Source organism: Sabulicella rubraurantiaca (assembly GCF_017355885.1).
Taxonomy (GTDB): Bacteria; Pseudomonadota; Alphaproteobacteria; order Acetobacterales; family Acetobacteraceae; genus Roseococcus; species Roseococcus rubraurantiacus.
On record NZ_JAFEUU010000003.1, the window covers coordinates 340263 to 355855 of the forward strand.

11 protein-coding genes are annotated in these 15593 nt (G+C 70.2%); 8 read left to right on the forward strand and 3 right to left on the reverse strand.

Features of this window, described 5'->3' with window-relative positions:
- Positions 1-16: 16 nt before the first annotated feature.
- Together JTJ31_RS08430 and JTJ31_RS08435 are read right to left on the reverse strand one after the other, a co-directional pair.
- The gene (locus tag JTJ31_RS08430) at positions 17-3202 is read right to left on the reverse strand and encodes an efflux RND transporter permease subunit (protein WP_207538180.1); all 3186 of its coding nucleotides are present in this window, start codon (positions 3200-3202) and stop codon (positions 17-19) included.
- 30 nt (positions 3203-3232) lie between these two features.
- Positions 3233-4354 carry an efflux RND transporter periplasmic adaptor subunit gene (locus JTJ31_RS08435; protein WP_236019979.1) on the reverse strand — a complete coding sequence of 374 codons (1122 nt, stop codon included), beginning with the start codon at positions 4352-4354 and terminating at the stop codon, positions 3233-3235.
- A gap of 198 nt (positions 4355-4552) precedes the next feature.
- Here JTJ31_RS08435 and JTJ31_RS08440 point away from each other — a divergent pair, with 198 nt between their 5' ends.
- The 7 genes from JTJ31_RS08440 (at position 4553) to JTJ31_RS08470 (ending at position 13452) form a co-directional block, all read left to right on the forward strand.
- On the forward strand, positions 4553-5137 hold the full coding sequence (locus JTJ31_RS08440; protein WP_207538182.1) for a TetR/AcrR family transcriptional regulator: 585 nt from the start codon (positions 4553-4555) through the stop codon (positions 5135-5137).
- 816 nt (positions 5138-5953) lie between these two features.
- Positions 5954-6577 (forward strand): 3-keto-disaccharide hydrolase, encoded by a 624-nt coding sequence (locus tag JTJ31_RS08445; protein ID WP_207538183.1) that lies wholly within the window; start codon positions 5954-5956, stop codon positions 6575-6577.
- Between the two features lie 272 nt (positions 6578-6849).
- The gene (locus tag JTJ31_RS08450) at positions 6850-7941 is read left to right on the forward strand and encodes an MBL fold metallo-hydrolase (RefSeq protein ID WP_207538184.1); all 1092 of its coding nucleotides are present in this window, start codon (positions 6850-6852) and stop codon (positions 7939-7941) included.
- A gap of 17 nt (positions 7942-7958) precedes the next feature.
- A complete protein-coding gene (locus JTJ31_RS08455; RefSeq protein ID WP_207538185.1) occupies positions 7959-8357 on the forward strand; it encodes a GFA family protein in 399 nt (132 codons plus the stop codon).
- Between the two features lie 137 nt (positions 8358-8494).
- A complete protein-coding gene (locus tag JTJ31_RS08460) occupies positions 8495-11392 on the forward strand; it encodes a PAS domain S-box protein (RefSeq protein WP_207538186.1) in 2898 nt (965 codons plus the stop codon).
- A 111-nt stretch (positions 11393-11503) separates the two neighbouring features.
- Entirely contained in the window at positions 11504-11962 is a 459-nt protein-coding gene (locus JTJ31_RS08465) for a MarR family winged helix-turn-helix transcriptional regulator (RefSeq protein ID WP_207538187.1), read from the forward strand.
- A gap of 86 nt (positions 11963-12048) precedes the next feature.
- The gene (locus JTJ31_RS08470) at positions 12049-13452 is read left to right on the forward strand and encodes an MATE family efflux transporter (protein WP_207538188.1); all 1404 of its coding nucleotides are present in this window, start codon (positions 12049-12051) and stop codon (positions 13450-13452) included.
- Positions 13453-13489: 37 nt separating this feature from the next.
- On the opposite strand, the gene JTJ31_RS08475 is transcribed toward JTJ31_RS08470, so the two are convergent.
- Positions 13490-14389 carry a hypothetical protein gene (locus JTJ31_RS08475; protein ID WP_207538189.1) on the reverse strand — a complete coding sequence of 300 codons (900 nt, stop codon included), beginning with the start codon at positions 14387-14389 and terminating at the stop codon, positions 13490-13492.
- 167 nt (positions 14390-14556) lie between these two features.
- On the opposite strand from JTJ31_RS08475, the gene JTJ31_RS08480 reads away from it, so the two are divergent.
- Positions 14557-15579 (forward strand): LLM class flavin-dependent oxidoreductase, encoded by a 1023-nt coding sequence (locus JTJ31_RS08480; protein ID WP_207538190.1) that lies wholly within the window; start codon positions 14557-14559, stop codon positions 15577-15579.
- Positions 15580-15593: the final 14 nt, after the last annotated feature.

Genomic DNA, 15593 nt, shown 5'->3' on the forward strand with positions numbered 1-15593 from the left:
GGCTTTACAGCCCCCTTCAATGCGCTCCCGCGGAAGGACCGGCGGCGGAGGGCAGGGGCTGGACTTCCGTGTCGCCGGCCCCACGTCCCGCGAGCGCCCTCGCCACGACATAGAAGACCGGCGTGAAGACTAGGCCGAACAGCGTCACGCCCAGCATGCCGTAGAACACCGCGACGCCCAGGCTCTGCCGCAGCTCGGCGCCCGCGCCCTGGGCGATGGTGAGCGGCAGGACGCCCAGGATGAAGGCGAGGCTGGTCATCAGGATCGGGCGCAGCCGGGTGCGCGCCGCCGCCACGGCCGCCTCCCACCGCGTCGCGCCATCCTCCTCGGCGACGCGGGCGAACTCCACGATCAGGATCGCGTTCTTCGCCGCCAGGCCCACCAGCACCACGAGGCCCACCTGCACGAGCACGTTGTTGTCGAGCCCCGCATGCTGCACACCCAGCAGCGCGGCAAGCACCGACATCGGCGCGATCAGCACGACCGCCACCGGCAGCAGCCAGCTTTCATACATCGCCGCCAGCACCAGGAAGACGAATACGATGGCGAGACCGAAGGCGATGGGCGCTGTGTTGCCGGCGATGCGCTCCTGCAGCGCAAGCTCCGTCCACTCGAAGCCGAAGCCCTCCGGCAGGGCAGTCCGAAGCGCAGCCTCGACCGCTTCGATGGCCTGGCCGGTCGAGATTCCGGGCAGCGCCGTCCCCTGCAGCTCGGCCGCCGGGAACAGGTTGTAGCGCGGCACGCGGAAGGGTCCCGACGTCTCGTGGAAGGTGGCGACACTCCCCAGCGGCACCACGCCGCCATCCTGGGTGCGGGTGCGGAGCCGGGCGATGTCCTCCACCGACATGCGGTGACTCATGTCTGCCTGTGCTGTCACCCGCCAGGTGCGTCCCAGGAGGTTGAAGTCGTTCACGAAGGCGGAGCCGAGATAGACCCCCATCGCCTCGTGCACGCGGGAGATCGGGACGCCCAGCATCTCGGCACGCGCGCGGTCCACCTCGGCACGGATCTGCGGCGTCGCGGTGTTGAACAGGCTGAAGGCGAAGGCGATGCCTGGTGTCTGGTTGACCGCCGCCAGCGCGGCCTGGGTGGCGGCCTCGAGTTCCTGTGGCCCACGGCCGGCGCGGTCCTGGATCATCAGCTTGAAGCCTCCGCCCGTGCCAATACCGGGCACGGGGGGTGGCGGCAGGACCAGCACCAGCGCGTCGTCATCGCCCATCAGCCGGCCCTGGAGGTCACGCAGGATGCCCTCGCCGGTCAGGCCGAGGCGCTGGCGCTCGGCGAAGGACTTCAGGCTGGCGAAGACCACGCCGGTATTGGGCGCGTTGGTGAAGGTGGCGCCGTCGAAGCCGACGAAGGCCACCGCGCTCTCCACTCCCGGCGTCGCCATGATCGCGTCCGAGGCGCGGCGGATCACCGCGTCGGTGCGGCTGAGGCTGGCACCCGGGGGAAGCTGGAAGGCAGCGATGAAGTAGCCGCGATCCAGCGGCGGGATCAGCCCCGTCGGCGTGGTCAGCACGGAACGCCCCGTCAGCACCAGCAGCCCGGCATAGAGGATGAGCAGGATGAGCGGTAGCCGCACCAGCCGACGCGTCATCCCGCCATACCCCATGGAGAGCGCGTCGAAGAGGCGGTTGAAGCCACGGAAGAACAGGCGCAGCGGCGCGCCCAGGCGCGACGGCGTCCCATGCCCGTGCGGCTTGAGGAGCCGCGCGGCGAGGGCGGGCGAGAGGGTCAGCGACACCACCGCCGACAGCACGGTGGCGACCGAGATGGTGACGGCGAATTGCTTGTAGAAGCTGCCGGCGATGCCGGTGATGAAGGCAGTCGGCACGAAGACCGCCACCAGCACCAGCGCGATGGCGATCAGCGCGAAACCCACCTCGTCCATGGTCCGCCGCGCTGCCTCCAGAGGGGGCAGTCCTTCGGCCATGTGGCGCTCGGCATTCTCCACCACCACGATCGCATCGTCCACGACGATGCCAATGGCGAGGATCAGGCCGAACATGGTCAGCGAGTTCAGCGTGAAGCCCAGCGCCAGCAGCACGGCGAAGGTGCCGATGATGGAGACGGGAATGGCCAGAAGCGGGATCACCGCCGCCCGCCAGTTCTGCAGGAAGAGCACGACCACCAGCACCACCAGCACCACTGCCTCGGCGAAGGTGTGGACCACGGCCTCCATGCTCTGCGCGACGAAGCGCGTGGGATCGTACACGACGCTCCAGCCAATGCCGGCGGGGAAGGTGCCGGCCGCCTCCTCCATGGTCTGACGCACCGCGGCCGCGGTCTGCAGCGCATTGGAGCCGGGGCGCTGGAAGATGACGATCGCGGTGGCGACCTGGTTGTTCAGCAGCGCGTTCACGGTGTAGTCGGCCGCGCCCACCTCCACCCGCGCCACGTCGCGCAGCCGCACGGGCTGGCCGCCCGCGCCCGTAGCCACGACCTGCTCCTCGAACTGCTCAGGCGTGGCCAGGCGGCCCAGGGTTTGGACGCTCACCTCGAAGGCGCCGGCCTCCTCGGCGCGGGGCGCCTGGCCGATCGCGCCGGCCGCGACCTGGGCGTTGGAGCGGCGCAGCGCCTCCACCACCTCGCCGGGGGAAAGACCCCGCGCCGCCACCCGGTCGGGATCGAGCCAGATTCGCATGGCGTAGTCGCGCCCGCCGAAGACCTGCGCATCGCCCACGCCGTCCAGCCGGGCCAACCGGTCCTTGATGGCGATGGTCGCGAAGTTGGAGACGTATTCGGGCGAACGGCTGCCATCCGGCGAGGTGAGGTGCACGACCATCAGCAGGTCGGGCGACGCCTTGCGGACGGTGATGCCCAGGCGGCGCACATCCTCGGGCAGGCGCGGCTCCGCGATGGCGACGCGGTTCTGCACCAGCACCTGCGCCTGGTCGATGTCGGTGCCCTGCCGGAAGACGACGCTGACGTTCAGCCGCCCGTCGCCGGTGGCCTGGGAGGTGAGGTAGAGCATGCCCTCCACCCCGTTCACCTCCTGCTCGATGGGACCGGCCACGGTGGCGGCAATCGTCTCGGCCGAGGCGCCGGGATAGAGCGCCGTCACCTGCACGGTGGGCGGCGCGATCTCGGGATATTCCGAGATGGGCAGGTGCAGCGCGGCGATGGCGCCGACCAGGGTGATGGCGATCGACAGAACCGCCGCGAAGACGGGCCGGTCGATGAAGAAGCGGGCGAGCCGCATGGGAGGAAGCCTTGTGCCGGAGGGGTGGCGTTACTGCGCGGAGGCGAGCGGGCTTTGCCCGATGCGCCCCTGCTGGGCGGTGACGCGGGTGCCCGGTCGGGCGCGGTGCAGCCCGCCGACGATCACCCGGTCCTCCGGCGAGAGGCCGGAACGCACGACGCGCAGCCCATCCACCAATGGGCCGAGCTGCACCGGGCGCGGCGCGACGGTGCCGTCCGGGGTGACGGTCAGCACCGCCCGGCCGGCCTGGTCCGCCACCACGGCGGCGTCGGGAACCATCAAGGCCTCCTCCTCGGTCACGAAGAGGCGGAGCCGGGCGAAGCCGCCCGGTGTCAGCAGGAGCGCGGGGTTGGGCACGACGGCACGGGCGCGGATCGTACCGCTCCGCCCCTCGAAGGCGCTGTCCACGAAGTCGAGCCGGCCTTCGTGGGAGAAATCCGCCTCGTCCAGCAGGCGCAGGCGGACGGGCGCCCCGGAGGCGTCGCGCATCCCGCCGCGCGCGGCCCGGGCGTAGCGGAGGTACTGCGCCTCGCTGGCGTCGAACACGGCGTAGACCGGGTCCGTCGCCAGAAGCGTGGTCATCAGCGTGGCGCCGGCCTGCACGAGGTTGCCCGCATCCACGCGCCGGTCGCTGACACGGCCGGCGCGCGGCGCGCGGATCTCCGACCATTCCAGCTCCAGCTCGGCCTGGCGCAGGGCGGCGCGGGCGGCGGCGAGGCTGCCCTGCGCCTCGCGCACCGCCGAGCGGCGCGTGTCCAACTCGGATTCCGGTGCGATGCGCTGCTGCGCGAGCGGCGCATAGCGCGCCAGCTGTTGCTCGGCCAGGAGGAGGCGGGCCTCGGTGCGCGCCAGTTCCGCCCGGGCGCTGTCCACGGCGATCTGGAAGGGGCGGCGGTCGAGCGTGAAGAGCAGGTCACCGGGACGCACCAGGGCACCGTCGCGGAAATGCACCTCCGTGACCTGTCCCGAGACCCGGGGCCGCACCTCGACCCGGGCGGAGGGTTCGATGCGGGCCGTGTGCTCGTCCCATTGCGCCACGGACCGGGCGAGCGGGGCGGCGACGGTCACCGGAGGGGCGGGCGGGGCGGTCTGCGCCACGGCCGGGCCGGCGGCGGAAATCGCGAGGGCGATGCCTGCGGCCTGTGCGGGCAAGGTTCGGCGGAGCCAGGAAAGCCAAGGATTTTCAAAGAACTGTTGCGGTTCGCCCTTGCGCATGGCGGGGGTCCTGACCTATTTCTCGGCACGGATGATACCGACCGGTTCGTCCCTCATAGTAAGTGACCGGTCAGTATCATCAAGAGGCGATTTTGTGACGCTCACGGAATCATGGCGGGCGTGGAGGACGGAAGGATGTCGAGCGCCAACGCCGACCGGCCCAAGGCGGCCCAGCGAATCCAGAGCGCGGCGAAGGATCTGTTTCACCGTCAGGGCATTCGGGCCACGGGCGTCGAAGAGGTCTGCCGCGTCGCAGAGGCCACCAAGATGAGCCTCTACCGCAGCTATCCCAGCAAGGATGCGCTGGTGGCGGCGATCCTGGAGGAGGACGCGGCGGCCTACGAGGTCTGGTTCGCTGAGGCGACTGCGGGCGTCTCCGACCCGGCCGGCAAGCTTCATGCCTTGACGGAGGCCGTGGCCCGCAAGCTCGGCGCGCCGGAGTATCGCGGTTGCCCGCTGCTGCTGGCCCAATCCGAGTTCCCCGACCCGGAGCACCCGACCCATCAGCTCGTTGCCGCGCATAAGCGCCGCATGCGCGACGGGTTTGCGCGCCTGGCGGAAGAGGCTGGCGCACGCGACCCAGCCCTGCTGGGTGACGCCCTCGCCCTGCTGATCGACGGTGCTTGGTCCAGCCTACCCTATCTGGGCGCTGAGCGCGCTGCTGCCGTGTTGCGCGCCACTTCCGGCACCGTGCTGCGCGACGCCCTGCCGCCGCGCTGAGCGGCCGCAGCGGCTGTGACTCTCTGCTCCGGCGGTGGGCTGGTCGTGCCGCCCGCCCGGAACATCTGCCCTTTCGGCAGGGATTCCGCAGGGCTCCTTGGCGGCCATGCGCGCCTCCTATCGGTACTGCCCGCGCATTTCCGACGCCTCGAGGTCGATGCTGCGGATCCGATGGCGGCCTGGGCGCGGCGTGTCACCGTCAGTCGCGTGGCACAAAGCCTGCAATTCCATGAGGAGACCGAGGGAACGGGACCGAAACTCCCCTTCCCATGCAGTGCCTTCGCTCCAAGGGCATTCAGGAGACCAAGAGAGCGAGCGGCCAACGAAGGTGGCGGATGCCGATTGTCCAGACCAGGGCTTCAGAAGATTGGCTGTTTGAACGAGCTGCCCTTGTCGGGAGCGCACTCGCCCACCTCGCTGCGCGGAACGAGCTTTCCTCCGAGGAGCGATTGCGGGTCGTGGGTGCGGCTCGCCTTGCTCTCCAGGAAACAGCCGGCAAGGATCCTTCGCTCCAGGAGGGGGCACGCCATGTCGACCCAGTGCTCGCGGGGCTGGAAGGGCGCGGCTCCGTGAACCCGTCCCGGAACGAGGGAAGACCGGCCGAGATGTCTGGTGAGGAGCGGTCGTAGCTCGCGCCTCTCATGTCCGCTTTGCGCCTGAGCCGGACGCAACGGAGCGTCGCCTGGCTTTTCACGGCGCGATGGACCGCGAGCGGCCGTTCAGCTGCTGCGATCCGCGCGAGGCTTCTTGTTGAAGCGCGTCATCGGTCTCCTCTAGGCTGACGCCGTAACGAAAAGCGATCGGGAGGAACGCAGCATGAAGCGTCGAACCTTGGTGCCGCTGCTGGCCGCGACGGCCGGGCTCGCTGCAGGGCGCAAAGCGGCATTGGCGCAGTCCGATGGCTGGACACCATTGTTCAACGGCCGCGATTTCACGAATTGGGACCGCATCGGCGATGCCAACTGGCGGGTGGAGGATGGTGCCCTCGTCGCCGATCGCGGCAACGGATTCTTGGTCACGCAGCGGGACTACCGCGACTTCCAGCTACGCGCCGAGTTCTTCGTGGACACCAGCACCAACAGCGGCATCTACATCCGCTGCACCAACCCCGCGATGGTCAGCACGGCCAACGCCTACGAGGTGAACATCTGGGACGAGCGGCCGGAGCCACGCTACGGCACCGGCGCGATCGTGGATCTTGCCGCCGTGGATCCGATGCCGAAGGCGGGCGGGCGCTGGAATCTCTACGAGATCACCGCCGCCGGCGATACCTTCACCGTCGTGTTCAACGGCCAGAAGACCGCCGACGGCGTTCGGGATTCCCGCTTCGCGACCGGGCGGATCGCGTTGCAGCACGGCCCGGGCGTGCCGGGTCCGGGCGGAGCGGTGAATGACCGCGGCGTCGTGCGCTTCCGGAAGGTGGAGATCCGGGCGGGCTGAACGCCGGCTGGAGCCTGTAAGACCTCGACGGGACCCGCCTCCCGCTTATAGCGCGGGAGGCGGCCCGACCGTGTGTCGCGCACTTGCGCGAGCGCATCGGGGCACGGCTCCTCGGCCTTGGAACCACCACTCACCGCGAAATTGGCTCGCTCCCAGAAGCTCTGCGCTGGCGATACTCTTGCACCTCGGCTGCCGCGGTGCCTCGACCAGCCACACAAAAGCTGGGATGGACTGGTGCCGAGTACATCGGCGTGACCACCGCGGAGAGGGTGATGCCTGGGAGCAACGAGGAATGTGGAGCCCCGCCGCGGCTGCGCCGTCGGCAGCTTGGCGCCCTGCTGGCCGCGCTGCCCTGGCTCGGCGGCTGCACGGGCGGCGTGCTCCATGCCGGGCCGGTGAGCGACCATTTCGACGGGCAGCGCTTCTTCAACCCGGGCGGCGCCGGGCCGCGCAACCTGCTCCAACTGGCGCGCTGGCGACTGGGTGGGCAGCGGGAGGACTGGCCCGACGCCTATCCCAGCCCCTTCCAGCCCGATCGCCCGCCGCCGCGCGTCGCCGGCCGCGCCGTGCGCGTGAGCTTCGTCGGCCATGCCAGCTTCCTGCTGCAAGGCGCAGGGCTCAACATCCTCACCGACCCCGTCTGGTCGGAGCGCGCCAGCCCCTTCTCCTTTGCCGGGCCACGCCGCGCCAATCCGCCCGGCATCGCCTTCGACGACCTGCCGCCCATCGACGCGGTATTGGTCTCGCACGGCCATTACGACCACCTCGACGTCGAGACGCTGGCGCGGCTCTGGCACCGCGACCGGCCGCTCATCGTTGCCCCGCTCGGCCACGACGCGACCATCCGTGGCCACGACGCCTCCATCGCCGTCACCCCAGCCGATTGGCGCGACACCGTGCCGCTGGGCCAGGGCGTGGAGGCGGTGCTGGAGCAGGTGCATCATTGGACCGCGCGCGGCATCGGCGACCGGAACCGCGCGCTGTGGTGCGGCTTCGTGCTGCGGGGGCTGGGCGATGGCGTCTTCTTCGCGGGCGACACCGGCTTCGACGAAGGCCGTCCCTTCCGCCGCGTCGCCGAGCGTCACGGCCCGCTCGGCCTCGCCCTGTTGCCGATCGGCGCCTATGAGCCGCGCTGGTTCATGGAGCCGCAGCACATGAACCCGGCCGAGGCGGTCGAGGGCTTCCGCCTGCTCGGAGCGCGGCGGGCGCTCGGCTATCATTGGGGCACGTTCCGCCTGACGGATGAGGGCGTGGCGCGCCCGGCGGAGGATCTCACCGCCGCGCTTGCCGCATCGGGGCTGGAGCCCGGGTGCTTCCTCGCCGCAAGGCCGGGACAGGTGCTGGACATCGCGACGCAAGCCTGACGGCAAGGGAGAAGCGCATGAAGGTGGACGGGCAATGCCATTGCGGCGCGATCACTTACGAGGCGGAGGTAGAGGTGGATGCCATCGCCATCTGCCATTGCCTCGACTGCCAGAGGCTCGCCGGCTCGGCCTTCCGCGCCAACGTGCCGGCGCCGGCCTCCAGCTTCCGCATCCTGACCGGTGTTCCTCGCGAATACCTCAAGACCGGGGAGAGCGGTGGCCGGCGCCGCCACGCCTTCTGCGGCTCGCCGGTCTATTCCTGCGCTGCCGAGAACCCGCCGAGCTACACGCTGCGCGTCGGCGCCCTGAACCAGTGGCGGGAATTGGGTCGTCCGCGACGGCAGATCTGGGTGAAGCGCCGCCTCCCCTGGGTGCCACCGCTCGACGGCGTTCCCGAGGTGGAAGGCCAGCCTTAACGCCGACCAGCGACAAAACCGGCCTTGAGTCGTTCGCCTCCCTGGATCGGCCGGGCAGGCCGACCATGGCGGAACCGCCCTGACGCCCTGAGAGGGCCGCAGGCTTCGGCGAGAAGACAGGATCGAAAGGACCCCGATTGGCCGGCGTTCAGGACCTTGCGAGCGATTTCGAGTTCCTGACGGGCGGCGGCGAGACGGGCGCCCTGATGCGCGCCCATGATTGGAAGGCCTCGCCGCTGGGGCCGCCGGCGTCCTGGCCGCAATCGCTGCGCTCGGTGATCGGCCTGATGCTCGGGTCCAAATTCCCGATGTTCGTGGCATGGGGGCCGGAACTCGGCTTCCTCTACAACGACCCTTACGTGGAAGTCCTCGGCGCCAAGCATCCCAGGGCATTGGGCGCCCGCTTCCATGACATTTGGTCCGAGATCTGGCCCGATATCTCGCCGCTGATCGATGCGGCGCTGTCGGGTCAGGCCACCTACCGCGAGAACCTTCCGCTCCTGATGAACCGCAAGGGCTTCGACGAGCAGACTTGGTTCACCTTCTCCTACTCGCCGGTGCGGGACGAGAGCGGCGCCGTCGCCGGCATGTTCTGCGTCTGCACCGAGACCACGGGGCAGGTGCTGGCCGACCGGCGGCGGAGCTTCCTGCTCAACCTGGATGAGCGGCTGCGCAGCGCGGCGGAGCCGCGCGCGGCCATGGACACGGCGGTCGAGGCGCTCGGCCGGCATCTGAATGCCTCGCGTGTCGGCTACAGCGAGGTGCAGGAGAATGGCGAGACCATCCGCTGCGCCACTTGCTACGCAGATGGCGTCGCGCCGATCCTCGGCACTTTCCAGCTCGATGATTTCGGGCGCGCGAGCGTCGAACGGCAACGACGTGGCGCCACGGAAATCGTGGCGGATGTGCAGGCGGACCCCATGCAGATGCAGGAGACGTGGGCCGCGCTTGACACCCGCGCCTTCGTGTCCGTGCCGCTCGTGCGCGAAGGGCGCCTCCACGCCTCGCTCTACGTGAATCGCCGCCAGCCCTATGCCTGGACGGCGGACGAGGTCTCGTTGATCGAGGAAGTCGCCACCCGAACCTGGGCGGCCGTGGAGCGGGTGGGGGCCGAGGCGCATCTGCGCGAAAGCGAGGCGCGCTTCCGGCTGATGGCCGATGCCATTCCCCAGATCATCTGGATCACCGACGCCGAGGGCCGCACCGAATTCTTCAACAAGCAATGGTCCGACTATACCGGCATCGCCTATGAGCCGACGACCGCCCCCGAGGTCGCTGCCAATCACGTGCACCCTGAAGATGGGCCCGCGACGTTGGCCGCCTTCGACGAGGCACGGCGCACAGGGACGACCTTCGTCGTGGAGCACCGCATCCGCTCGGCGTCGGGCGGCTATCGCTGGTTCCTCGTCCGCGCCGTTCCGTACCGCGATGCCGCCACCGGCGAGATCGTGCGCTGGTTCGGCTCATCGGTCGACATCCACGACCGCAAGCTGGCGGAGGAGGCGTTGCTGGCACTCAACGCCGATCTGGAGCGCAAGGTGGTCGAGCGGTCCCGCGAGCGGGGCCTCATCTGGCAGCACAGCCTCGACCTGCTCTCCGTCATCGACATGGGGAGTGCGACCTTCGAGGCGGTAAATCCGGCTTGGACGGCGGCGCTCGGCTGGCGGATGGACGAACTTGAGGGAAGGTCCTACGCGGAATTCGTGCATCCTGGCGACCTGGGCATGAGTGCCGCGGCCTTCGACCAGGTGCGCGGGGGCAATCCTGTGCTGCGCTTCGAGAACCGCTACCACACCAAGGATGGCGGATGGCGCTGGCTGTCCTGGGTGGCAGTGCCCGAAGGCGGCAAGCTGTATTCGGTGACCCGTGACGTCACCGCCGAGAAGGAGCGTCAGGCCGAGCTCGAAGCCGCGCAGGAGGCGCTGCGCCAGAGCCAGAAGATGGAAGCGATGGGCCAGCTCACTGGCGGCGTGGCGCATGATTTCAACAACCTCCTCACCCCGATCGTCGGCGCACTCGATATGCTTCAGCGCCGGGGGATCGGCGGCGACCGTGAGCGCCGCCTGATCGCCGGGGCCGCGCAATCGGCAGAGCGCGCCAAGACGCTCGTGCAGCGTCTGCTCGCCTTTGCGCGGCGCCAGCCGCTGCAATCAGTGCCCATCGACGTGTCGAAGCTCGTGGCCGGCATGGCCGAGCTCGTGGCGAGCACGACGGGGCCGCAGATCAGGGTGGTGGTGGAGGCGGCGGATGACCTGCCGCCTGCCAAGGCCGATCCCAACCAGCTTGAGATGGCGATTTTGAATCTGGCCGTGAATGCGCGCGACGCGATGCCCGATGGCGGCACGCTTCGCATCTCGGCGAACACGGAACGCGTGGGTGCTGGTCATGGCACAGGGCTTCGCCCGGGCGCCTATATTCGCCTGTCCGTGGCGGATACCGGGATGGGCATGGATGCGGCGACGGCCGCCCGCGCCATCGAGCCATTCTTCTCGACCAAGGGCATCGGCAAGGGGACGGGGCTGGGGCTGTCCATGGTGCATGGCCTCGCCTCTCAGCTCGGTGGCGCGCTCAAGATCCGTAGCAGGCCGGGCCTCGGCACCAATATCGAGTTCTGGCTGCCGCAAACCACCCTCGCGCCCGAGGCCGCCGAAGCGGGTCCGGAGGTGGCGCCGGAGACTGTCTCGCGCGGGCGGGCCTTGCTCGTGGACGACGAGGAACTCGTGCGGCTGAGCACGGCCGACATGCTGGCCGATCTCGGTTACGACGTCATCGAGGCCGCATCCGCCGAGGAAGCGATCCGCCTGGTGGACAAGGGGGAGTCTTTCGATCTCCTCGTCACCGACCATCTCATGCCCGGGATGACAGGCACGGATCTGGCCCGCGCGGTCAGGACTTCCCGGCCGGAGGTGCAGGTGCTCGTGGTGTCAGGTTACGCGGAGAATGAGGGGATCGCGCCGGATCTCCCCCGGCTGACCAAGCCGTTCCGGAAGGACGAGCTCTCAGCCAGCCTCGCCCAGCTCAATTCCACGGGCTGACAGGGCGAGGGTCCTTTCGCCAAGGGCTGACCGACGAGGTGACTCCGGCATTCTCCGCTTGCAATAGGCGCATATACGCCTATTATTCGCCCGCTGCCTGGGAACACGGCGATGGACGAGCGTCTTCCGCAACCTGACCTCTGCAACTGCCTCGCGATCCGCAAGGCCGCGCGGCACGTGACGCAGTATTATGACGGCCACCTTGCCCCGACGGGCCTGCGCACCACGCAGTTCTCGATCCTCGCGCGCCTCAAGCGACTGGGTCCAAGCACGATCAACGAGCTCGCCGCGGATCTGGTGATGGACCGCACGACGCTTGGACGGAACCTGGGCCCGCTGGAACGCGACGGGCTCGTCGCGGTGGGCGTCGATCCGCGCGACCGGCGCAACCGCATCCTCGACGTGACGGAGACCGGCGCCGAGCGCCTGGCCGAGGCGCGCAAGCGCTGGACGGATGCGCAGCACGAGTTCGACGCCGCCTTTGGTGGGCCGCAGGCAGCCGCGCTGCGCCAGACGCTCGCTGTCCTGGTGAACACGGAACTCAGGACGCCGGAGGCGTCCGAACCCTGACGCGCTCCACCGTCCGATCCCCTCCACAGGGCACGGACCGCCACCGCGTGACCGACGACATCACTCTTCCGCAAAGGACGCTTGCCATGTCCACGGCTTCAACCGCCTTGCCGGCCGATGCCGCGCCGCTGGCCGCCACGACGGCGCCGCCGGTTCCCGGCGCGGAACTGCTCCGCCGCATCCTCAAGCTCGCTGCGCCGACCACGCTGCTCGCGGCGGTGCAGGCCGGCGGGCAGCTCTTCGAGACGTGGCTGGCGGCCCGCCAGGGAACCGCGGCCCTCGCCGGCTGGGCGGTCGTCCTCCCCTTCGCCCTGCTGATGCAGATGATGTCCGCAGGCGCGATGGGCGGGGGCGTGGTTTCCGCCGTCGCCCGGGCGCTCGGTGCGCGCAAGCCCGATGAAGCCGCGGCGCTGGTGCTGCATGCCGTGCTGATCGCGGTCGCGGCCGGGCTGCTCTTTGCCATCGCCCTGGCCGGGTTCCCGCGCATGCTGCTTGGCCTGATCGGAGGCACGGCGGCGGCGGAAGCAGCCGCGCCCTATGCGATCTGGCTGTTCGGCCTCGGCGCGATTCCGGTCTGGCTGGCGAACACCCTGGCCTCGGTGCTGCGCGGCGGGGGACGCCACGCCCTGGCAGCCCGCGTACTGCTGGTCACCGGCCTGGCCTATCCGCCGCTGGCCTGGACCTTGGCGGAGCCGATGGGCATGGGACTGGCCGGGGCCGGCCTCGCCTATGCGCTGACCATGCTGGCGGCGACGATCGGCCAGGGCGCGGTGGTCCTGGCGGGTGGGGCCGGCTTCAAGCCGACGCTGCGGATCCGTCTCAGCGGAGCCTTGTTCACCCGTATTCTCTCCGTCGGCCTCGTCGCCTGCGCCCTGGCCACGGTGGCCAACCTCACCACCATCCTCGTGACGGCCCGAATCCAGTCCTATGGGCCCGCGGCAGTGGCGGCCTATGGGGTTTCCGCCCGTCTCGAGTTCCTGATGATCCCGCTGGCCTTCGGTGTCGGCTCCGCGCTGACGGCCCTGGTCGGGCGGGCGGTCGGGGCGGGCGACTGGGTGACGGCGCGCCGCACGGCCTGGGCCGGTGCGATGCTGGCCTTGGCCGTCACGGGCCCGGTGGGGCTCGCCGTGGCCCTGTTCCCGCGCGAGACCGCGATGGTCTTCGCGTCGGACCCCGAGGTCGTGTCCATTGCGACCCGCGCGCTAGCCGTGATCGGGCCGTCTCTGCCCGGCTTCGGCGTCGGCATGGCCTTCTACTTCGCGGCCATGGGCGCCGGGCGCATGCGCTGGCCGGTGGCGGCGGGCCTCTCCCGGATCTCGATCGCGGTGGGCGGCGGCTGGCTGCTCTCGACCGTGCTGGGCTGGGGGCTGGAGGGGCAGTTCCTGGCCGTCGCCCTTGGCGTGACGGCCTATGGGCTGCTGACCGCGGCAGCCGTCCGTCCGGGCGTCTGGTCCGCGCGCCCGGCGCCCGCCGGGGCACTTCGCTCGTGATTGGCAGGCGGGGCGGACGCCCCGCCGCCGCCGCCCGTTAGGCCTTGGCGCGGCGCGTCGCCTGCGCCCGTTCCAGCGATGCGGCCTTGCGGCGTTGCTCGCGCAGCACCTCGATGACCGGCTGCCACCAGCCGCGCGCCAGTTCAGCCGGGCTGGGCGGAACCCGCGCCGGCCATGTTTCCACCAGCTCCGCATGGGTCGGCCTGCGCCAGCGCGCCCAGAGCAGCGTGGTCGCTCCGTTGGCGACAGCGGGGTAGAAGCGGGCGGCGGTGGCGGGATCGGCGATCTCGCCGCTGATCTCCTCGAACACCACGCTTCCGCCAGGGGTCATCACCACGCGGTCCAGTGGCGGGAGCGCATCCTCCGGCACGGGGTAGCGGTTGCGGCGACGCTCCGCCTCCGCGGCTCGCCTTTCCTCATGCTCGGGGGAGGATTTGCGGCTTTCCTGGCGCTTCCGCCGCTCCTCTGGCTCGGCCAAGCGGGCGGCGGCTTCGATGGCGGGCCAGCGCTTGCTGAGTTCCTCGAAGGAGCGGAACGGCACGCGCCACGCCTTGGAGGCCGGATCCCACCGCGCCCAGGGCACCGCCCGCAGCTCGGCGATCACGTCGCGCGAGTAGGGCGTGCGCACCACGAAATCGTCGGCGACCTCCAGATAGGGGCTCGTGATCGGTTCGAAGGCGAAGGCGTCGCGGCCGCGCTGGTCGGCATAGGCTAGCACGCCCGACCATTGGCGGCCCATCCATGTGGTCAGGCGCTTCTCGGCGCGGGTGCCCGGCACGAACCAGGCCTGGAGGTCGTCGCGCCAACGCGCGCGCGGGAACGCCTCGCGGAACCGCTCCACGGTCATCCGGTCATAGGGGAAGGCAGCGATCGCGCCGGCCGCGCCATCGCCGGCATCCCGTGGCGTCACGCTGAACTCCACCGTCTCGTCGGCCACCGGTCATCCTTCCACGGCAGGGGCTCCACGCATCACCATCATCGGCGCCGGTGATTGGGATGGATGCGCGACCGCCCCCATAATTTCCTGCAACGAGCACCCGCCCCGTCCGTTGGCCGCCAACTCGCTTCGCAGGCCGCGCCCCCCATCACCGGATATCCTTTGTCATGAAGAAGATCGGCTTCCTGTCCTTCGGCCATTGGACGCCCTCGCCCGGCTCGGCCACGCGCTCCGCGGCCGATGCGCTGCTGCAATCCATCGACCTCGCCGTCGCGGCGGAGGAGCTGGGCGCGGATGGCGCCTATGTCCGCGTGCATCATTTCGCCCGGCAGCTCGCCTCGCCCTTCCCGCTGCTCGCCGCCATGGGCGCGAAGACGAGCCGCATCGAGCTCGGCACGGCCGTCATCGACATGCGCTACGAGAACCCGCTCTACATGGCCGAGGATGCCGGCGCGGCCGACCTGATCAGCGGCGGCCGCCTGCAGCTCGGCCTTAGCCGCGGCTCGCCCGAGCAGGTGATCGATGGTTGGCGGTATTTCGGCTACGCCCCCGCCGAGGACGAGAGCGATGCCGGGATGGGCCGCCGTCACGCCAAGGTCTTCCTGGAGGCGCTGCGCGGCGAGGGTTTCGCCCGGCCGAACCCGCGCCCGATGTTTCCCAACCCGCCGGGCCTGCTGCGGCTCGAGCCGCATTCGGAGGGGCTGCGCGAGCGCATCTGGTGGGGCTCCAGCTCGGACGCCACGGCGGTCTGGGCCGCGCAGCAGGGGATGAACCTGCAAAGCTCCACCCTCAAGGACGACGAGACGGGCGAGGCCTTCCACATCCAGCAGGCCAAGCAGATCCGCGCGTTTCACGCCGCCTGGAAGGAGGCCGGGCATGCCCGCACCCCGCGCGTCTCAGTGAGTCGCAGCATCTTCCCGCTGCTCGATGACCGCGACCGCGCCTATTTCGGTCGCAGCGGCAAGGAGGAGGACCAGGTCGGCTTCATCGACGAGAAGACCCGCGCCATCTTCGGCCGCAGCTACGCCGCCGAGCCGGATGCGCTGGTCGAGCAGCTTCGCGCCGACGAGGCGATCGCGGCGGCGGACACGCTGCTCCTGACCATTCCGAACCAGCTGGGCGTGGAATACTGCGCCCACGTCATCGAGGGCATCCTCAAGCACGTCGCCCCCGCCCTGGGATGGCGCTGAGCCCGGTCCCTGGA